The sequence below is a fragment of the Shouchella oshimensis genome (assembly GCF_002019765.1).
In the GTDB taxonomy this organism is placed as follows: Bacteria; Bacillota; Bacilli; order Bacillales; family Bacillaceae_D; genus Shouchella; species Shouchella oshimensis.
Genome location: NZ_KV917380.1, coordinates 444,986 through 465,420, shown reverse-complemented (window position 1 = coordinate 465,420; position 20,435 = coordinate 444,986). Strand labels below are relative to the sequence as shown.

Annotated in this window: 19 protein-coding genes; 8 read left to right on the top strand and 11 right to left on the bottom strand. The window is 41.7% G+C overall.

The annotated features are described in order from the left end of the window. Window positions 1-87 precede the first annotated feature (87 nt). The gene (locus BK583_RS02240; protein ID WP_055735493.1) at window positions 88-1,251 is read left to right on the top strand and encodes an MFS transporter; all 1,164 of its coding nucleotides are present in this window, start codon (window positions 88-90) and stop codon (window positions 1,249-1,251) included. Between the two features lie 129 nt (window positions 1,252-1,380). On the opposite strand, the gene BK583_RS21365 is transcribed toward BK583_RS02240, so the two are convergent. Continuing rightward, the gene (locus BK583_RS21365; protein WP_160319267.1) at window positions 1,381-1,533 is read right to left on the bottom strand and encodes an HIT family protein; all 153 of its coding nucleotides are present in this window, start codon (window positions 1,531-1,533) and stop codon (window positions 1,381-1,383) included. A gap of 108 nt (window positions 1,534-1,641) precedes the next feature. Between BK583_RS21365 and BK583_RS02230 the strand changes: the two genes are divergently transcribed. Both BK583_RS02230 and BK583_RS02225 read left to right on the top strand, forming a co-directional pair. After that, on the top strand, window positions 1,642-2,130 hold the full coding sequence (locus BK583_RS02230) for an ASCH domain-containing protein (protein ID WP_055735407.1): 489 nt from the start codon (window positions 1,642-1,644) through the stop codon (window positions 2,128-2,130). A gap of 61 nt (window positions 2,131-2,191) precedes the next feature. Continuing rightward, window positions 2,192-2,575, top strand: coding sequence for a GNAT family N-acetyltransferase (locus BK583_RS02225; protein WP_158318560.1), 384 nt, complete (start codon window positions 2,192-2,194; stop codon window positions 2,573-2,575). 237 nt (window positions 2,576-2,812) lie between these two features. Here BK583_RS02225 and BK583_RS02220 read toward each other — a convergent pair whose 3' ends face one another. The 3 genes from BK583_RS02220 to BK583_RS02210 all read right to left on the bottom strand — a co-directional run bounded on the left by BK583_RS02220 (window position 2,813) and on the right by BK583_RS02210 (window position 6,323). After that, window positions 2,813-3,961, bottom strand: coding sequence for an oxidoreductase (locus BK583_RS02220; protein ID WP_055735408.1), 1,149 nt, complete (start codon window positions 3,959-3,961; stop codon window positions 2,813-2,815). Window positions 3,962-4,030: 69 nt separating this feature from the next. Then, window positions 4,031-4,492 (bottom strand): hypothetical protein, encoded by a 462-nt coding sequence (locus BK583_RS02215; protein WP_038483936.1) that lies wholly within the window; start codon window positions 4,490-4,492, stop codon window positions 4,031-4,033. Window positions 4,493-4,577: 85 nt separating this feature from the next. After that, window positions 4,578-6,323: a glycoside hydrolase family 2 protein gene (locus BK583_RS02210; protein ID WP_055735409.1), complete on the bottom strand. Its 1,746-nt coding sequence runs from the start codon at window positions 6,321-6,323 to the stop codon at window positions 4,578-4,580. 141 nt (window positions 6,324-6,464) lie between these two features. Here BK583_RS02210 and BK583_RS02205 point away from each other — a divergent pair, with 141 nt between their 5' ends. From BK583_RS02205 to shc, 5 genes are all read left to right on the top strand, one after another. After that, a complete protein-coding gene (locus BK583_RS02205) occupies window positions 6,465-6,989 on the top strand; it encodes a tubby C-terminal domain-like protein (protein ID WP_055735410.1) in 525 nt (174 codons plus the stop codon). 210 nt (window positions 6,990-7,199) lie between these two features. Next, window positions 7,200-8,528, top strand: a complete 1,329-nt coding sequence (locus tag BK583_RS02200) for an ABC transporter substrate-binding protein (protein ID WP_055735411.1) — start codon at window positions 7,200-7,202, stop codon at window positions 8,526-8,528. 20 nt (window positions 8,529-8,548) lie between these two features. Then, on the top strand, window positions 8,549-9,484 hold the full coding sequence (locus BK583_RS02195; RefSeq protein WP_055735412.1) for a carbohydrate ABC transporter permease: 936 nt from the start codon (window positions 8,549-8,551) through the stop codon (window positions 9,482-9,484). A gap of 17 nt (window positions 9,485-9,501) precedes the next feature. Beyond that, window positions 9,502-10,368 carry a carbohydrate ABC transporter permease gene (locus BK583_RS02190; protein ID WP_038483947.1) on the top strand — a complete coding sequence of 289 codons (867 nt, stop codon included), beginning with the start codon at window positions 9,502-9,504 and terminating at the stop codon, window positions 10,366-10,368. 360 nt (window positions 10,369-10,728) lie between these two features. Further along, a complete protein-coding gene (gene shc, locus BK583_RS02185) occupies window positions 10,729-12,612 on the top strand; it encodes a squalene--hopene cyclase (RefSeq protein WP_055735413.1) in 1,884 nt (627 codons plus the stop codon). A 129-nt stretch (window positions 12,613-12,741) separates the two neighbouring features. Here the strand turns inward: shc and BK583_RS02180 are convergent, their stop codons facing one another. The 7 genes from BK583_RS02180 to BK583_RS02150 form a co-directional block, all read right to left on the bottom strand. Continuing rightward, entirely contained in the window at window positions 12,742-13,146 is a 405-nt protein-coding gene (locus BK583_RS02180; RefSeq protein ID WP_055735414.1) for a gamma-glutamylcyclotransferase family protein, read from the bottom strand. Window positions 13,147-13,221: 75 nt separating this feature from the next. Then, window positions 13,222-14,733: a tripartite tricarboxylate transporter permease gene (locus BK583_RS02175; RefSeq protein WP_055735415.1), complete on the bottom strand. Its 1,512-nt coding sequence runs from the start codon at window positions 14,731-14,733 to the stop codon at window positions 13,222-13,224. Window positions 14,734-14,737: 4 nt separating this feature from the next. After that, window positions 14,738-15,202, bottom strand: a complete 465-nt coding sequence (locus BK583_RS02170; RefSeq protein ID WP_055735416.1) for a tripartite tricarboxylate transporter TctB family protein — start codon at window positions 15,200-15,202, stop codon at window positions 14,738-14,740. 15 nt (window positions 15,203-15,217) lie between these two features. Beyond that, window positions 15,218-16,186 carry a tripartite tricarboxylate transporter substrate binding protein gene (locus tag BK583_RS02165; RefSeq protein WP_055735417.1) on the bottom strand — a complete coding sequence of 323 codons (969 nt, stop codon included), beginning with the start codon at window positions 16,184-16,186 and terminating at the stop codon, window positions 15,218-15,220. 243 nt (window positions 16,187-16,429) lie between these two features. Next, window positions 16,430-17,122, bottom strand: coding sequence for a response regulator (locus BK583_RS02160; protein ID WP_055735418.1), 693 nt, complete (start codon window positions 17,120-17,122; stop codon window positions 16,430-16,432). Beyond that, on the bottom strand, window positions 17,119-18,669 hold the full coding sequence (locus BK583_RS02155; protein ID WP_160319268.1) for a sensor histidine kinase: 1,551 nt from the start codon (window positions 18,667-18,669) through the stop codon (window positions 17,119-17,121). The genes BK583_RS02160 and BK583_RS02155 overlap by 4 nt, the downstream gene beginning before the upstream one ends. 149 nt (window positions 18,670-18,818) lie before the next feature. Continuing rightward, window positions 18,819-20,429 carry a long-chain fatty acid--CoA ligase gene (locus BK583_RS02150; RefSeq protein WP_038483966.1) on the bottom strand — a complete coding sequence of 537 codons (1,611 nt, stop codon included), beginning with the start codon at window positions 20,427-20,429 and terminating at the stop codon, window positions 18,819-18,821. Between the last annotated feature and the right edge of the window lie 6 nt (window positions 20,430-20,435).

Here is a 20,435-nt window from a genome sequence, read left to right as displayed (position 1 = left end):
AGACATTCCTCTTTTCTTCCTGTATCTTAGGAACTTGTTTGTGAGAAAAGAAAAGCGCGGGAGGAGTGAAGATTTATGTTACGTTTTATGAACAATCATCGCATTGTATTAACTATTTTTATGCTAGGTACTTTCGCCATAGGAATGACAGAATACGTCGTCACTGGTTTATTAACCGAATTCGCACGTGATTTAGACGTGGCTGTGTCGACAACTGGACTATTGTTAAGTGTATACGCCATTAGCGTAGCTGTCTTTGGGCCTCTCTTGCGCATCATTACCATTAAGTATCCACCAAAACCATTGCTTATAGGGCTAACGGCGCTTTTTGTTATTAGTAATATCATTGCCGCTACAGCGCCAACTTTTGAAGTATTGTTGTTATCAAGGCTACTGTCCGCTACCATGCATGCACCATTTTTTGGTCTTGCCATGATGATGGCTATTAACATGTCACTGCCAGAAAAACGAACACAGGCCATCGCCATTGTGCAAGGTGGGTTAACTATTGCCATTATGATTGGTGTGCCCTTTGGTTCCTTTATTGGCGGATTGGTAGACTGGCGCTTAGTGTTTTGGTTTTTAGTATTATTAGGAACACTCGTTTTAATAGGGTTGCTTCTTTTTGTTCCGAATGAAAAACAAACTGTCACACCTCATTTGAGATCAGAGTTAAAAGCATTGGCGAACAAAAACGTCTTATGGGTTCTTGCTATCATCGTCTTTGGCTTCTCCGGTGTTTTTACGGCATATACGTTTAAAGAGCCAATGTTACGTGAATTTGCTGGATTTGGCGTTCCTGGTGTGACACTCGGACTATTCTTTTTCGGTCTAGGAGCCGTTATCGGTAATTTCACATCTGGGCGTGTGTCTCCACGCTTATTAACAAAAACATTAATGGCTTCTCTCGTAGCACTAGCCGTCGTCTTATTTGCATTTACATTCCTTCTGCAAAGTCCTGTGCTTGCAATTGTAAGCTGCTTTCTATTCGGGGCCGGAACGTTTGGAACGACACCATTACTAAACGCAAAAGTGATTTTAGCAGCAAAAGAAGCACCGATGCTATCAGGAACAATTGCTGCATCGATTTTCAATGTTGCGAATGCTCTTGGAGCTAGCCTTGGTACCCTCTTCCTCAATATGGGATACAGCTTTACGATGATTACATTTGTAGCTGGTGGTATCATCCTGTTTGGACTTGTTTTAACCATCATTACTAGCAAAGTGGAAGATAAAGCATTATACGAATAAAAAGAAAGTCTACCGGAATTGCACAGCCGGTAGACTTTCTTTGTTAAAACGATTCTACAATCGCCATACCTACTTTTTTCGGGTTTAGCATGCTTTGAAGATGTCGACTTCGTTCTCTCAATACTTTCATCAAGTGGATGTCTCTAGTTGATGAATATCTGTCACATGTTCCTTCGGGATCACGAGGGTATGTCCTGGTTGTATCGCCAGGCAATGCTCATCTTCATAAATGATTTTAGCATCCTGACGACTCTGACTGATTTCACAAAAAAGACAGTTCATTAGGCACCCCTCTCTTTTCATCTGTCCTGTTTCTAATCACCGATCCATTCATGGTAAACTAAACCATATATACAATGGTCAAACACAGTTAGAAAGGGAGTTTTTGCGATGACTGAACATTCGTCTATTCAAGAAATGTGGAACGCTTTTACATCTCAACACCCTCAATTTTCTCAATCTACGTACATAGCGTGGGCTTTTGGCGATGGTACAAAAGAGATGGCAGATGACTTATGCAAGCTCGTGCTAGAAGGAAAGAAACAAGGTACTTCCTCTTATTATGACGCCTATGAAAAAGAAAATGAACCTTTACCAGTTAAAGGGCAGTGGAACATTATTTTAGATGGAAACGGTGTTGCTCAGGCAATTATGCAGACCATTAAAGTGGATATCCTACCTTATAACGAAATGACTGAGAAACACGCCTACGCAGAAGGAGAAGGGGATCAAACCCTTGCCTATTGGAAAGAAGTTCACGAACCCTTCTTTTCTCAGTTGGCACCTACGTTAGGGCTAACGTTTCAAGAGAACGATTTAGTTGTATACGAATGGCTAAAGCTTGTGTATAAAAACGAAGCAAAGGAGGTATCCGTTTAAACAAATGTTCACATTGAGTCAAAGTAGCTACTCAGATAAACCCTATTTAGCACAATTAAGAATGAACGTATTACAAGCGGATTTCGATCGGCTTCAACTCCCTTATGAACGTGTTTTTAAACGTTTTGAAGAGAACTTCCACCCTGAGCATATCTATTTAATTAAAGTAGATGAGGTAGGTACAATTGGATGTATTGGAATCATTGAACACAACGATTATGTTGAATTAAAGAACTTTTATATTGAACCATCGTTTCAAGGGAACGGAATGGGTCGTGCTGTTTTTCAGCATGTTGTTGAGCACTACAAAGACAAACGTGAGATTTCATTAAAAATTTTTAAAGGCAGTCGAGCTAAACCGCTCTATGAATCGTTTGGCTTTACAGTTAAAGAGCAAAATGAGCGAGTTGAAACCATGTCTTTAAATCGAAGCGTACACACGTAGAGGCTGGGACAAAAGTAGATAGACAGACCAAAATGACGAACATTCCTGAAAATAGGAACGTTCGTCGTTTGTTTTATATGAACATTAGCGGAAGGAGAATCCGAAGAATCCTGGGGGATCAGCACGTGTCTGAAGACCCTGGAGTGGCGGTTTTCCACGGAGGAGGCTGAGGTCGTTAAGGATTCTCCTGTAGCGGTGCTACTCTTTTCAAATACTACTGTTAGTTATGTCCCAGCCTCATTGTGTTACTTCTTCATTTTTAATTACGTCCATCTTCAATTCCTCTTCTGATATAGCAGCAGCCGGGGTTGTATTGTCGGATAATATGTGCTTCACATGACTCACTTCCATCAGAGGTTCTCCCTGATCAAAGCGATTCGGAAAATCAGGCTGAACAAGTGCTTGTCTACCTAATGCGATAAAGTCACACTGTTCAATGGCAATTAGCTTCGCAGCTTCAGCTGGATTTTCAAGACTTCCACACGCAATAATTGGCTTATTCGAATAGCGCTTCGCAACTTCTGACATAAGCATGGAGTCATTTCCAAATGCCGGGATTTTCGCATCACGCTCAGACAAATGAATATAATCAATGTCTGTTTCTCCTAAAGCTGAGAAGAGTGTAGCTGCCTCTGCCTCGCCGCCCTCCCATTTATAAGAAGGGTCCGTCGCTTTCATTTGTGAAATTCTCACGCCAAGCAACATCGTAGCTCCAACGGCTTCTCGAACTTCTGTAATCAGATCAACAATCAGTTTGAGCCGATTTTCAATAGAACCACCATAAGCATCCCCACGTTGGTTACTTCCTTCTGAAAGAAACTGATCAAGCAAATAACCATTCGCTCCATGTAACTCGATGCCATCAAACCCTGCTTCTTGCGCCCGTCGAGCAGCTTGAACAAATCCTTTTTTAATTTGCTCTATCTCCTCGATTGAAAGCGGGCGTGCCTCAGGGAAAGATCCTTGTCCACCATATAGAGCCACTTTATCGCTGGGTGGTGTGAATACGCTTGGGGCCACAGTCTCATTCGTATAGGCATTTCCTTGGGACTGAGCCCCTGCGTGCATGAGTTGAGCAATGAATAAGCTTCGATTTTCATGAATTGTCTCGACGATGGGTTTCCAAGCTTCCATTTGTTCATGAGTAGCTAAGCCAGGCTGGCACTCATACCCTTGACTATGTTCGGTATCTGGATAAATTCCTTCTGAAATAATGGCAGAGAACCCACCTTTTGCAAAACGTTCGTAATAACGGTGGACTGTCTCGTTTGGCTTTCCATTTTGAGAAGAGGACACACGTGTCATTGGCGCCACAATGTAGCGATTTTTGAAAATGTGATTCCCAATCGTTCCTTGATTTAGCAAGAGTTCTTTTTCATTTAACATCGACATCGACTCCCTACTTTCTAATAACGTTTGCTAACCTCCCTTTCCTTTTGTCGATTAATGTTAAACCTACTCTGGGTTCCTCTCTTTTTTCTTATCAACAAACTCAGCCAGCCATTTCATATCAATGGGTCCATTCGTGACTTGATACGTACCGTCATCCACTAAATGAACACCTGCTTCGCCTATAAAAGCAACAGAGGGTGTATGAGAATAATGACTGACAAAGATTTGTTGCTGTGTTCCATATAAGAGCTGCCTTTGGTAATGGTTTTGCGTCACACGCTTTACCTGATAAGTAGAAAGAAACGCCATTAACTCTTCCATTTGTTCACGATTTTCAAGGTAAAATTCATAGCCATTTGCTTGTTCACCCTTTGTTATGTCTGTGGTTACAGCTATAATCATCACATCATCTTCATTATAGTAAATGAGACTTTCTAACGAACGCTCGTCGTAGTAAAAGAATAGATTCATTGAGAGACATGCGAGCCCCCCAATAAAAGCAACAAGAAGCAGCCAGCGTTTCACCTGCATCACCCCTTTATAATAGGGTATACGGAACCTATTATCCTTACGACAAGATTTTGCGTCGATCGCAAACGTCCGTTTATTCTTATGCTTTATCGTTTAGCGCTTTTATTTTGTCCATTTTCATTTTTGGTTTTCGATTTTCATCAAGCAACCCGTTTACTTCCTGTTGGACATCGGTAATCTGGGTATAACAATAACCGCTTACATAAGGGAGGGCTTTTATAGCATCAGTTATACTTTCGTAACGAGCTAAAAAGTCTTTTTCAGACTTTACTTGATTTCCATATCCCCAGCCATCCTCTGTTGTAAAAGCAATGCCACCATATTCACTAATGATGACCGGTTGCCCTTTGTATTGATAACCTTCTGCAAACGCATATTTATCATTGTTATGAGGGTACGCGTTTCCTAAAACAGCGCTCTGATCTTGATAGCGCTTGATTAAACGGTCTGCAAATTCTTCATAGTCGTGAAGCGTAATAATGTCTGATACCGTATGCTCCCAGCCATCATTGACAATGACCGGTCTCGTCGCATCGATCGCTTTGGTTCCATAGTAAATACTTTCAGTGAAGGCTTGTTGCTGCGTATTTGTGAAGATTTGCCCAACACCCCATGACTCGTTAAACGGAACCCATGTCACAATAGATGGATAATGAGCGAGTTGCTCAACCACATCTAGCCATTCTTTAGTAAACGCTTTCACGGCTTTCCTTGAATAAGAATAAGAGGATGGCATTTCTGCCCACACAAGCAACCCTTTTTGGTCGCATAGAGCATAGAATCGTTCATCTTCAATCTTTTGATGTTTACGAATGCCGTTGAAACCTAATGCTTTAATCGCATCAATATCTTCTTCAAGAGCTTCAAGAGAAGGAGGGGTCAAATGACTATCTTTCCAATAACCTTGATCGAGAATGAGCTTTTGATAAATAGGACGATTATTTAACAAAACATGTCCATTTTTTATTGAAATTTTTCGAAGCCCAAAATAAGAGTGCACCTGATCTACCTCTTGTCCATCTTTTCGAACAACAAAGGCGACTTCATATAAATTTGGTTGCTCTGGTGACCAGACGGCTACACGCCATTCATGAATGGCTGACGCTAAATCAACGTTAAAGAGGGTCTCTTCTCGTTCAGGTGTCAACGTAAACCGTCGTACTTCATATCCTTTAAACGTGATGATCGTTTCAATTTCGATTCCTGCAACGCCACCACGAAGGTCGTATGCAAAGCTTACCGTTTGTTCATCTAAATCTGGCTGGATCTCCACTTTATTTAAATGGTGCTTGTTCACATATTCAATCCATACTGATTGCCAAATACCTGTTGTTTGAACATACCAGCAGCCAAAATTTTCACCAATCCAGCGCTGCTTCCCTCTCGGTTGGTCCGTACTCATACTATCTTCTACCCGCACGGTCACTTGCTGTGTATGTGCTTCTACTAAATAGGGAGTGATGTCAAACGAAAATGACGTGTAGCCGCCTTCATGCACTCCAGCATAGCAACCATTTATCCAAACCGTTGTTTTGTAATCGCTTGCTTGGAAATGAAGAAGAACCTGTTTCTTCTTATTCTCTTCAGCAATTTTTATATGACGCTCATACCAAACAACTGGATGAAACTGTTCGTCTTGAATTCCACTTTGTTTCGTTTCATACGTAAAAGGAACGGCAATCGTTTGATTTAGTTTATTTCCTTGAAACCATCGCTGCTTCAGACCTACATTTTCATCGTCAAAACCAAATGCCCATTGGCCATTTAGTAGCTCCCACTCTTGCCTAACAAATTTCGGTCTAGGACAATCCACTATCGTCTTCATCTACTCAGCTCCCTTTTGTTGACATACACTCAATCAATTAGATACGTTTTTCCTATCAAAGATTGTTTTAAAGGAAGTATGAGCAGTTTTTGCGGAATTGTCAAACTATTATTGATGAAAACGAGGGGAGGAATGCTTAGAATGAACATTCATTTTGATATACCTACTTATAAAGCAAGTCTAAAAGATATTCATGTAAAAAACGAGGAAGCAATCATTGGCACATTTCGTCGGTATTCTAAGAACCGTTTAAAGAGAACACTCGGACGTCACCTTTCTTCATCTTTCGTTTCAAATCTAACGATACAATCCTATAATTCTCAGTTTGACTTTAGATTGAACAACCAACTACGTGCATTTCTTTCCAATGCATCTTGGACACTTAAAGAACAAGGGGTGACCATTGGAGAAATCCGTGAACAACCTGTGGGGAGAACGTTAATTGTAACCACTGAACAAGGTGAACTGGAAGTGAAGTCAACACTTCTATCGTTGAGGGAAATTGAAATAAATCTGCGCTTAGATAAACCGGTAGCCATCGCTAAAGGAAAAAGAAAGGGAAGCATCCATAACCCAACGTTTGATCTAGCGCTACATCCCCATTCATTGACGTTTCCTCCTGCGTTTTTTGCTGCTCTTTGTTTTTTGCATATCCATCAAGGATAGGTCAAATAAGCTAACGTTTAGTCAGCTTACTATAAAAAATTTTTCTATTACTATGCTCATCTACCTCAAGACGCTTATTCGTTGCATTCCTATACCCTGCATATCTACTTCTCTGCATGCATATTGTACAAGAAATGAAGCAGGACTTTCTTTATTGATCAAGAAGAATTAATGAAAGCGCTTACCATATCTTCTCGTGGAGGGATTAGAATGAGGAAAAGAATTCAAGCAGCTTTACTTATCCCTATTGTGACAAGTGTATCTCTACTAGCGAGTTGTTCAGATGAACAAACCTCTGGAGGTGGAGATGTCGTACTCACTTGGCTTGTCCGTAGTGATCCGAACCTTATTGAATGGGAACATCGAGTCATTGAAGCATTCGAAGACGAAAACCCTGGCATCCGCGTCCAGTTACAGACGATTCCCCAAGGTGAAATTGATCAAAAATTGCAGACGATGATAGCTGGTGGCAACGTCCCAGATGTCTGGTCACCGAACTGGGCAGACTCAGGATTTGGCAGTTATTATGCAATGGGAGCACTGAAAGATTTAACGCCTTTTCTAGAAAAAGACCCCCATGTGCTAGATGGTATTGATGACACGTTGACTGATGTCTATAAAATGGAAGATGGGGTTTACGGCATTCCGATTTTATCAATGGGTTCCTTTCTTTATTACAATCGGGATCTTTTTGACGAAGCTGGCGTGCCTTACCCTCCGACTGATTGGAACGACGAAAGCTGGAATTATGACGCCATGATTGAAGCAGCACAAGCGATTACACAGAATGACCTTCCTCCTACCCAACGAGTCTACGGTGTCTTAGATGAAGATTCACCTAATAAAAACGCTTGGGCATTTGGCGGTGATTTTTTTGCAAAAGAAGATTATGAAACCGGTTTGTTAACAGAGCCTGTTATTACGGAAAACCCACGGAACCGTGAAGCGATTCAACAGCGTTCTGATCTCATTAACGTCCATGAAGTAATGCCACCACAAAGTGAAATTGCCGCTCTACAACAGCTAAGTGATCCGTTTTTAAGTGGACGGGTTGGTATGGTGATGAAAGGTGGTTGGGGCACAAAACAGTATGCCAACACCGACTTAAACTGGGGGCTAGCGGCTTATCCTTACACAAACGATGAGCGTCAAATTTCATTGTATGTCGACCCTTGGGCAATGAGTGAAGGCAGCAAGCATCCTGAAGAGGCTTGGGAATTTCTTAAATTTCTATTAGATCCAGATAAAGCGGCGAAATGGATGGTCGAGATGACTTTAGAGAGTCCTGCCCACTCTGATTTAAAGGAATTATGGTTCGAGCTTATCTCAGAAAGAACAGGCATACCGGTTGCTGACTTACGCATTGCAGAAGAAGGCGCATTGCAGTTTGGGCGACCAACTGATAACCATTTAATTTCAAACTTTGCACCAATTTTAAAACACCAGAACATGACAATCAATGCGATTTACGATCGTCGAAAAGGCGTTGATGAAGGCATAGAAGAACTTCAACAAAATATGACGTCACTCACCTACTAACGGGATGGAGGGGATTACGAATGGAAACGAACCCAGCGCCAAATCGAAGTCGAAAGCCACTTAAACATACGTCCATCGGAGCAAGGAGAGAAGAAAAATACTTCTGGCTGTTTATTTCTCCATGGTTAATCGGTTTTACTCTCTTTATTGCGGGTCCAATGGTCGCTTCGCTTTACTTTAGCTTTACCGATTATGCCATTATGGGTGAAGCTTCGTTTGTAGGCTTACAAAACTTTGTGAACCTCTTTTCAGATCCACTGTTTTACCGCTCCTTATTTGTAACGACCGCTTATGCTGCTCTCGCTGTTCCCTTCTCCATTGTTTTAGCCATTGGGCTTGCTTTGTTACTGAATGCCAAAATTAAAGGGCAGGCCTTTTTTCGAACTTTCTTTTATGCGCCTTCCATCATTTCAGGGGTGTCTGTTGCCTTTCTATGGATGTGGATTCTAAATCCTCAATTCGGGGTCGTCAATTCATTTCTATACGAGGTTTTTGGTCTGACAGGGCCTGGCTGGTTTACGGACCCTTATACTGTTATTCCTTCCTTTGTCCTTATGCAGTTGACTGCAGTCGGAAGTACGATGATTATTTTTCTCGCTAGTCTACAACAGCTTCCAAAAGAACTTTATGAAGCAGCAGCTATAGATGGAGCAAGCCCTTGGAGGCGGTTCCGAAACATTACAATTCCATTAATCTCACCGATTATTCTCTTTAATGTCATTATCTCCATCATTGCGTCGTTTCAAATTTTCACTCAAGCATACGTGATTACAGATGGAGGACCCGATTGGATGAGCTACTTCTATGTGTATTATTTATTTGAAACCGCCTTTTTCCAAAACCGGATGGGTTACGCTTCTGCTCAAGCTTGGATTTTGTTTTTAATCATCTTTGTTCTGACGTTTATCGCTCTTTACGTATCTCGTAAAAATGTTCACTACGAATATGACAAATAATCAAGGAGGTCAAGCACATGAAGCACCTATTTAATAAAACTCATTATTCCCCTGGCGAGCTATCTAAAGGTGGAAAAATGCTTACGTATACTGGTTTAGTGGCTTGTCTATCTTTGTTTTTGTTTCCAGTAGCTTGGATGTTTTTTACATCGGTTAAAAGCTTGGAAGAAATTGTTTCAAACCCACTCTCTTTTTTTCCTACTACCTGGAATTGGTCCAACTATCTTGAAGTCTTCCAGAACCATCCGTTTGCAACCTACCTCTGGAACACATCCTGGTACACCGTCGTCACGGTAGTCGGTACGGTTTTCTTTTCCGCTATGATTGCATTTGGTTTTGCTCGCTTTCGCGCTAGAGGGCAAACATTCTTGTTCGCGCTTGTGTTAAGTACGATGATGCTCCCACAACAAGTGGTTATGATTCCACAGTATTTACTGTTTAATTCGATTGGGTGGGTGGATTCGTATTTACCTTTAACCATCCCTGCCATAGCTGGAAGTGCATTCTTAATCTTTTTGTTACGTCAGTTTTATCTCGGCTTACCGAAAGAACTAGATGAGGCGGTAACCATTGATGGCGGCGGTTACTTAACGATCTTCTTTAAGATTATACTTCCTCTCTCTTTACCTGCGATGGCAACAGCTGCAATCATTGAATTTATGTTTCGCTGGAATGATCTAATGGGACCTCTTATTTATTTAAATTCTCAAGAGCTGTATCCCTTGTCTCTAGGATTAGCCAATTTCACTGCTGCGTACGCGGCTACACCTTGGCAGTTGCTTATGGCCGCCTCCGTAATGGCTGTGCTACCACCTCTCATTCTGTTCTTTTTCGCACAGAAATATTTTATCCAAGGCGTGGTGATCTCGGGTACAAAAGGCTAATTCAATAGACGAGAGGCTGGGACAAAAGTAGATAGACAGACCAAAATGACGAACATTCCTGAAAATAGGAACGTTCGTCGTTTGTTTTCTATGAAAATGAGCGGAAGGAGAATCCGAAGACTCCTGGGGAATCAGCACGTGTCTGAAGACTCGGAGTGGCGGTTTTCCACGGAGGAGGCTGAGGCCGTGTCCCCGGAAAGCGAAGGATTCTCCTGTAGCGGTGCTACTCAACATATTTTAGACTATTCGTCTTTTCAAATACTACTTTTCGTTATGTCCCAGCCTGTTTTTCTTTTATCGTCATGTCTGCTTTTCCTACTGAATAGATTGTAGAAGTAACTGTTCGGCGGGAGGGCTCGTATGAAGATTCAAGCAGCAATTGATACGTTAGTTTCAAAGCTTCGAGAAGATCAACTTGAAGATGGCTCATGGCAGTATCCGTTTGAAGCCGGAACGTTTACGGATGCTTATATGATTATTTTGTTACGTACATTGGAGAAGGACGATGAGACACTTATTCAAGCATTAGCCGAACGCTTGTTAAGCTTACAAGGTGAAAATGGCGCTTGGAAACTAGTTAAAGATGAGAACGAAGGGAACCTGACCACAACAGTTGAGTGTTATTATGCACTCTTATATTCTGGCTATCTGTCAAAAAATGATCAGCGCCTGCAAAAAGCAAAGCAATTTATTCTAACCAATGGTGGCATTGAACAAACAACGTTATTAACAAAGTTTGTTCTTCTGTTAACCGGACAATACAAATGGCCTTCTTTCTTTCCTATCCCTATTGAACTCATACTATTACCAGTTGCTTTTCCATTTAATTTATTTAGTATGTCTGTCTATGGGCGGGCTCACATGGTACCTCTCTTAATCGCTGCCGATCATAAATTACAAGTCACAACATCAAGAAGTCCTGATCTTTCTGACTTGTATAGCCAGTCAAGAAACGACCCCTTCTTAGATTGGGTGGATGGAGAGGCCTCTCGTAAACTTCACGGTACCATTCACTATTTAGTTAAAAAGGTCATTCCTGGCCCAACGAATATTCATCAACTTGCCATCAGTCAGGCAAAGCGCTATATGATGAACGCAACTGAACAAGATGGGACGCTCTTTAGTTACTTTACATCAACAATGTTTATGGTATTTGCTCTTCTTGCTCTAGGTCACCCCAAACACGATCCACTAATCGAAAAAGCCATGGAAGGCTTAAAGTCTTTTCAAACGACAGTGAATGGGAAACCTCATATACAATTTACAACGGCAACGATTTGGAATACGTCCCTCATTAGCTATGCCTTACAGGAAGCCAAGGTAAAGCCATCCGACGAGATGATTCAAAAAGCTTCAAGTTACTTAGTACAGAAGCAGCACAATACATACGGAGACTGGATTGTTCATAATCCAGGAATTCTTCCAGGTGGCTGGGGATTCTCTACCATTAATTCGATTCAACCGGATATGGATGATACAACCTCTTCACTTCGTGCCATCACTGCCCAAGCCGTAGAAAATGAAGAAATAAAGGAGGCATGGAAACGTGGTACGCTGTGGGTTACGTCTATGCAAAACCGCGACGGTGGTTGGGGCGCGTTTGAAAAAAACACCAACAGCCGGCTTCTTGCACTCCTTCCTATCCAAGAAAGTAAAGGCATTCTAACTGATCCAAGCACACCAGATTTAACTGGTAGAGTCATAGAGTTTCTCGGGAATTTCACTCATGTACCAAAAGATGAAAAGGTACTGAAAAGAGGCATTCGCTGGCTTAAAAGAAATCAACAAAAGGACGGCTCATGGGAAGGACAATGGGGTGTAAATTACATCTATGGTACGTGGGCAGCATTAACAGCTCTTGACGCAGCTGGAGTGTCTAAAGATGAACCTCATGTAAGGAAAGCAGTGAACTGGCTTAAAAGCATTCAGCATCAAGATGGAGGATGGGGAGAATCTTGTTTAAGCGATCGAAACAAGACATTCACCAAGCTACCTGCAAGCAACCTCACTCAAACAGCTTGGGCGATCGATGCACTTATTGCAACACTTGATTATCCTGAAAAATCGATTCGAGACGGGGTTCGTTATTTGCTTGCCCATCTTCATACTAGTTCAGACTGGACAAACGCGTATCCCGTTGGTAAAGGACTAGCTGACCGAATTTATTTTCACTACCATAGTTACCGGTATTTCTATCCGCTACTTGCTCTCGCTCATTACCAGAACAAATATAATCAATCGTAAGCTGCTTCATACTCATTAAAGAGCCCCATATGTGATTTCAGTCAAGCTACTTTTTAATTGCATCTAGCTGTCCTGTCAACGTTAGCGACGACGACAGGACTTCTGCCTGTTGCTTTCCTTTGTACATACTTATCGACCGCTTTGATTGGAACAATAAACCATCCAATCACCATTTGGTATTGGTTCGACAATGTGTTCAAAAAAATCGGTCGCTATATAACCAAACGCCTGAACCGTTTCCCCTTCTACCGTCACGTTCATTTTTACACGTTCATACTCATTCCCAGTGAATCGACCTTCTTTATAACCCTCTAATTCATCTATCATTTCCAATACTTTAGGAGTTACGCTGTAAAGCTCTCCACGTATGAACTGGCCTTTTTTAAACCGCGCAATTGGATAGCCATATGGAGTCGCATGCAGTTCTCCTTCTACATAACAATCGTTCTTCACACAAGTCGCCGATTCTAGATAATGTGCATTTGTGCCCCCTTTACGCAAGGTTCCATATACGAATAAGTAGCTATTTTGCATACTGGTCCACCTTTCTCTACGCTTTTACCCTATGATACGTATTTCATCGAATGCGTACAAGATAAGGTTTGATCGTTACATAGAAGCGCCTGTCCCTGTACCTTTTCTCCTTTTAAATAGCTTCAAAAGAAGAGGATAACTTAAGGAAAGCAACGTTAAGAAAAATAAAGTTGTCGCAATTGGTGAAGCAAAGAAAATCGCCTGTGGACTCTCATAAATAATAGAGGCTCTTCGCATATTTTGCTCCATTTCTCCACCAACAATAAGGGCTAAAATCATTGGCGCTACTGGGTAGTCTAATACACGCATAAGTAAGCCAAGTAAGCCTGCTACGATAAGCAAGTAGAAATCGATTGTACTGTACCCAAGTGTATAAGCGCCAATAAATGATAAAACAAGCACAATAGGATACAACACATTTGCAGGCGTTCGTAACACCTTAATTAACATGCCTACCATTAAAATATTAATAATGACTAAAATTAAATTCCCTATAAACATACTGTTAATAAGGGTCCAGACAAGATCCGGGCTATTCTCAAACAGTAATGGACCTGGTGTAATGCCGATCATGACTAACGCTCCAAGCATAACCGCAGTTGTACCGGACCCTGGAATACCCATTGTTAACATGGGAATAAGGGACCCTACAGCAGCTGAACTGTTCGCTGATTCTGGTGCAACAAGCCCTTCTACTGCCCCTTTACCGAATTCATCCTTTCGCTTCGATAGTTGTTTTTCGGTAGAATACGCAAGTAAGGAGGAAATTGTTCCACCAGATCCCGGTAAAACACCGAGAAAGAAACCAAGTGGACCACTGCGGAAAATTGGACCAAGCGATCGTTTCCATTGTTCTTTTGTAAACCACTTGCTCCCGATAGCCTGGTCCTTTTTCGGTTGCTGTCCTTTTTTCTTAGGAAACATATTGTATAAAACTTCTCCTAGCGCATAAATCCCAATAATGATAACGATGAAATTAATCCCATCTGTAAAATGTGGAACACCAAATGTGAATCGATGCACACCTGATTGCAAATCAATACCGACCGTGCTAATCGCAAGACCAGCAAACATGGCAACAAACCCTTTGATCATCTTTCCTGTTGAAAGAGCGACAACTGCTGATAAAGTAAAAAGAAAAAGCATAAAATACTCAGCTGGACCAAAGTTTAACGCAAATTGAGCAAGAGGGATCGCAAGAAAGATAAAACCAAAAATCGCCATAATACCACCGAACAATGACGCCATTGCTGCAATTGACATTGCTTGACCAGCTTGCCCTTTTAATGTCATCGGGTACCCGTCGAACGTAGCCGCAATGGATGAACCATCTCCTGGTGTATTAATAAGAATAGAACTCCTCGACCCGCCGAAAAGCGCACCGTAATAAATAGATGACATCAAGATTAATGCACTTACTGGATTCATTCCAAACGTTAATGGAATTAAAACCGCTACTCCCGTTGCAGGACCTAGACCAGGAAGAATTCCAACGATTGTACCTAACAAGGCACCAAAAATGAGCCACACCATATTCATTGGTTCAAGTGCGGTAAAAAGCCCATCGATAATGATTGACCATTCCATGCCTTTACCCTCCAAATCCCGGCAAACTAATTTCAAGCAAATCACTAAAAATAAACCATGTGCTGAACGAGACAATGCCTGTCACAAGTACATTCATAAGCCACTTCTTTAAACCGTTTAAATAAAAAAGCAAAGCAACTAAAAATAGAATGGTAGATAGCAGAAAACCTGCAAAATCAAACAACAACGTATACGCTATACAGAGTAAAATGACGACGCCGATCGTTAACAGTGTTGATTTTTGAACGAGTAGCTGTAAATCCTCTGTCGCATGGTCCCCTTTTTCCTTCAAAACTTGAATTAAATCAATGATGGCAAACAAAAATAGTCCGATACAAATGGCAAGTGGAAAATAAATCGGTGCTAACGGATCTCCCAATGTTGCTTGTGGTAGTTGTAAGATTAAGAGCGCGTAAGCCACGCTCAATACAATAAAAAATAGTGGCATGGATAATCGAACGACCTGCATATGTTCCCCTCCTCATTAAGGTGCGAGACCTGAGTCCACAATGATTTCTTCAAAAAATGTTGCTTGCTCTTCCATGAATGCAATCGTTTCTTGACTGTTCATATAAAAAGCATCTAAGTCATTATTTTCAAGAATGGTATTCCATTCCTCTGTTTCTACCATTGAGGCGAGCCATTCATCCCATTGTGCCACCTCTTCATCAGCCATTTCTGATGGTCCCATAATTCCACGCCAGTGCGGGAAAACCATCTCTGCTCCCATTTCTGTCCGCGTCGGGACGTCTGGAAATGCATCCAGTCGCTCTTCCGATGTAATCGCTAAAATGGAAACCTCTCCAACTTGATACTGTTCAGCAAACCCAGACACTGAATTTGTTGCAATATCAATGTGTCCGCCTAACAAAGCATTCATAATATCCCCACCACTACTATAAACAAGGAATTGTAGCTCCGTAGGGTCAACACCGTATGCAACAGCTGCTTGAACAAAAGCCAAATGGTTACCTGAACCAAGTGAAGGACTAACACCAATTGTCAGCGAAGTAGGGTTCTCTTTTAATTTCTGCATCACTTCCGCACCGTTTTCAAATGGGGCGTCAGACCTAGATGCTATGGCAAGCCATTCTGTCGAGAGCATCGCAAGGGGAGTAAAATCTTCGTACGATAAATCACTTTGCCCGAGCAGATTACTCGTAATTAACAAACTGGAATTTACCGCTGCATAATGACTGTCTTGCTGGTTAAGGTATTGCCAGCCTACCTCACCACCTCCACCAGGTTTATTTAAAACAGTGATACTTTCTTCTAGAAGTCCATCACTTACGAGCGAGCGTTGTATGGAACGTGCCGTCATATCCCATCCCCCTCCTGGCGTTGCAGAAGCAATAATTTCAACTGTCCGACCTGGAAAGTGCGCACTTGATTCTACATCTGTTGAACATCCAATCAAAACGATTATCGAACATGCCAATACCCATTTTTTCATCTCGATCCCCCCTGAAAGTAACCGCTTTCAATTTAACTATTTATGCACTATAGCATGCACGTGTTTCTTAAAACAAGCATACATCTTTAACATTCTTTATATCTTTTTCAGTCATTTCGTCCTTTCTGTTCACGGCGATAAGAAGCCCTAGTACAGAAAATAAAAAACGTTCGCGACTAGGATGCATAGCATCCACGCAAACGTCATTAATACAAGTAAGGAACAAGTTTTGTCACAAAGCTCTTAGGGATGTTTCAATCGATACCGCCGCTCAGGTCTACCGATCTCTCCATAGCTTAACTGTGTGTAACTAGTGTCCTCTCTTACAAGATGCTCTAAGTATCGCCTTGCTGTTGTCCGAGACACACCGAGCTCCTCACAGGTTTTTTCAATCGTTAACCCTTCTTCCGATTGATGAAGTAAATCATACACCCGTTGAAGCGTGATCGCATCAATTCCGGAAGGTAAGTCTGGATGTAGGGTCGAAGCAGCCTTTAACGACAGACTACCACCTAACACCCGTGCTCCATCTTCGTTAGAAAATGTCGCGTAAGGACGGTTAAAAAAAGATTGTTGCGCCGCATACGCTTCCAACGTTTGTTTAAACAATGCTGCATCTACTGGCTTTTGTAAAAAAGCAAACACCCCACATCGTTTAGCCTGTTGAAGAATAGCCATGTCATCTGATGCAGAAATAATGAGTATATCTAACTTCGGGTATTTTCTTCGTATATCTTGTAGTAGTTCAACCCTCTCAATATCAGGAAAATACAAATCTAGAAGCAATAAATCGACGTGCTCTTCTTCATCAAGTCGCTTAAACAATTCCTGTCCATTTAGGACATAGCCTACTAAATGAAAACCACTACATGCTAGGACATATTCTGAGTGAATCATCACTAGCCGATAGTCGTCTTCTGCTATTAATACATTCATCTCTTATCCCCTTCTGTTTTTGGAATATAGATCGAAACAACTGTACCTCCCACATGAGGCAAGCCATCGATTTCCATCACACCGTTCCACTTCTTCAATGCTTGCTGAACATTCGAAAGACCAAATCCTCGTCCTTCACCTTTTGTTGATACACCTGGTTGAAGAAAATGCTTCTGGTTTTCTTTAAAACCTTTTCCACTATCATAAATATCAATAACCCATTCATCCCCTGCGTCACTTGCAAAAAAGAGCACGTCTTTCTTTTCAGTGTGTACCACTGCTTCAATCGCGTTATCTAGCACATTTCCAATGATTGTCGACAAATCCGCTATAGGGATTCGCTCAATCGTATGCAATTCACTAGACTCCTCTATCGACAAATGAACATGTTTTTCTGCTGCTCTTGCCATTTTTGCAAGTAAAAGTGCCTGTACTCCGACGTCCGTGATTTTTTGAAAAAGCGGAATGGTCTGGGTCCGTTGTACACTTGTTTCATTCACAATAAACGACAGCGCCTCTTCTTGCTTTCCAAGCTGTAAAAGCCCCATTAACACATATAATTTATTGCGGAACTCATGGGTCTGAGCTCTTAAACCATCAGACTGTGCCTGCATTTGCGCCATCGTTTCTTTCACTTGCTTCATCTCTGTAAAATCTCTAAAACTACAAATAGCGCCAACCCTTTTTTTGTTTTCGTATATAGGGTGACAATTCACTACTAGCGATTTTCCACTAATGTTCCGCATATCATCAAAGAGCGATTGACCTTTATGTAAAGACTCAAACAATCCTAGCTTATGCAAAACGTCTTTATTCGCCTCGTCAGCAGATAAGATAAAAGCGGCTGCCGGGTTAAACAATGTAACATCGCCATGTTCATTTACAGCACAAATACCCTCATTTAGGGACTGAAGTAAAGCTTCTCTTTCTTTATAAAGCGTTGCAATAAGAGCAGGCTCGTGACCGAATGTATCACGCTGTATACTTGATGAAATGATTCCTGCACAAAGTAAACTTAATACCAATCCAGCTAGGCCGACCAACGCATTACGCCAAAGACGTTCATATAACACCTCGTGTATACTCTCTAATGGATAAGATACTCGAACAGCTCCTATTAGTTGTTCTGCATCACCTAGTTGATCATAGATTGGGGCTGTTGTTTGGATGACTTCTTCTCCATGTACAATCGTTCGCTCTGTCCGATATGACCCAAATACAAGTGTCGCCTGCAAACTATGGCGTGTCTCATCTTCCTTTCCAGACAACATATCTTTACCGTTATGATCAAGGACAAAGACTATCGGATTATTTGCTTGAAGTCGTACACGATCAATAATACCTTGCACTTCACTTACATCGTTTTCATGTAAAGCGTTCGCTAATGCAGGCATGAACGAGAGGGCATTGGCGGTTTGTCTTGATAATTGTTTATATTCTTGATTTAAGTTAACGCTTTCAAAATAAGCGTGAACAAGTGTGAATAATGAGATAAGAATGGCGACAAGAATAGAGAATACGAGTAAGACACGGGTTCTTATCGTCATACGTTTCTCTCCCATAAGATAATGCCGACTTTTGTTTATTGCGCATCCTCCTCCCCTCTCTTTTTAGTGTACCATGAGATGTCATAGGAGGTGGAGAGAAGCGATCCTAACGTACAGTTAATCAAAAAAAGACAATCGTAAGATTGCCTTCATGATTCCTTTTTTGCGCCTACTATTTGTTCACGCAATGCCCGCTTTAAAAACTTACCTACTGATGTGCGCGGAAGCTGTTTCATAAAGAGAACATCATCAGGCAACCACCATTTTGAAAATTGAGTAGCTAAGTATTCATTCAATTCTTCCTTCGTTACTACATGACCTTCTTTTAATACAACACACGCTACAGGACGCTCCTGCCATCTCTCGTGAGGAACGGATACAACCGCCGCTTCAAGTACAGCTTCGTGTCCCATAATAGCGTTTTCTAAATCAACAGAAGAGATCCATTCGCCACCACTTTTAATTAAATCTTTTGTTCGATCAACAATTTTAATAGCGCCTTCTTCATCAATTGTCACAACGTCCCCAGTGTGAAGCCAGCCATTACGAAAAGCTTCTTGGCTTCGCTCATCCTCGTGGTAGTGGTCAGCTACCCACGGACCACGTATAAGCAGCTCGCCCATTTCCTTCCCATTCCAAGCGATCTCCCCGTTTTCGTTCACCCCTTTTATGTCTATAAGTGGAACAGCCATTCCTTGCTTTGATCTTATTTGGTACCGCTCTTCCTCTGACCAGCTGTGTTGGTAACTTTTTAAGCGAGCGTAAGAAACGATAGGGGAAGTTTCAGTCATTCCGTAAGCATGAAAGAACGGGACGTTTAATGTTTTCTCGAAACGTTCAATCATACTTCTAGGAGCTGCTGAACCTCCGCATATGACCGCTCTAAGACTGCTTAAATCATAATTTCCTTTTTCAATGACTTGTAAGAGACCTAGCCAAATTGTCGGTACGCCTCCTGTAAAGGTAACGTTTTCACTTTCAATTAATTCTGCAAGCAGTTGGGGTGTAAACTGAGGTCCCGGGAGAACTTGTGTTGCGCCATAAAAAGTGGCGCTAAAAGGTAAACCCCATGCATTAACATGAAACATTGGCACTACAGGCATACAGACATCGTTTTCTGATAGAGCTGTTGTATCCACCATACCTTGTACCAGGCTATGAAGCGTAATTCCTCTATGTGTATATAACACACCCTTTGGTTTTCCAGTTGTGGCAGATGTGTAGCACATTGCTGCTGGTTCATTTTCATCAAGATCTTCGAGAAAAGCAAAGTTCGGATTCCCTTTCTCTAATAGCGCTTCGTACGAGTACAAAGGCTTAAGAGTTGAATGAGGCACTTCTTTTTTATCAGATAAAACGATATACGTGTGCACAGATGTCAATTGGTCTTTCACTGCTTCTACAATCGGTAAAAGGTCTTCATCAATGAGTAATATTCGATCTTCAGCATGATTGATCACATAAACGAGGTGATCTGAGGAAAGTCGCATATTAATCATATGCAACACAGCACCTATACCTGGGGCAGCAAAATAAGCTTCTAAATGGCGATGATGATTCCATGCAACCGTCCCTACACGCTCTCCACGCTTTAGACCAAACTCGGTCAGCACACTGGCTAAAGCTCTTGTGCGCCTACCAATCTCCCTGTACGATAATCGATGCATGTCATCCAATGTTCTTGAGATTACTTGCTTTGATGGGAAATAACGCTCCGCGCGTTCTAACATTGGCGGAATGGTTAAAGGTGTGTTCATCATTTGCCA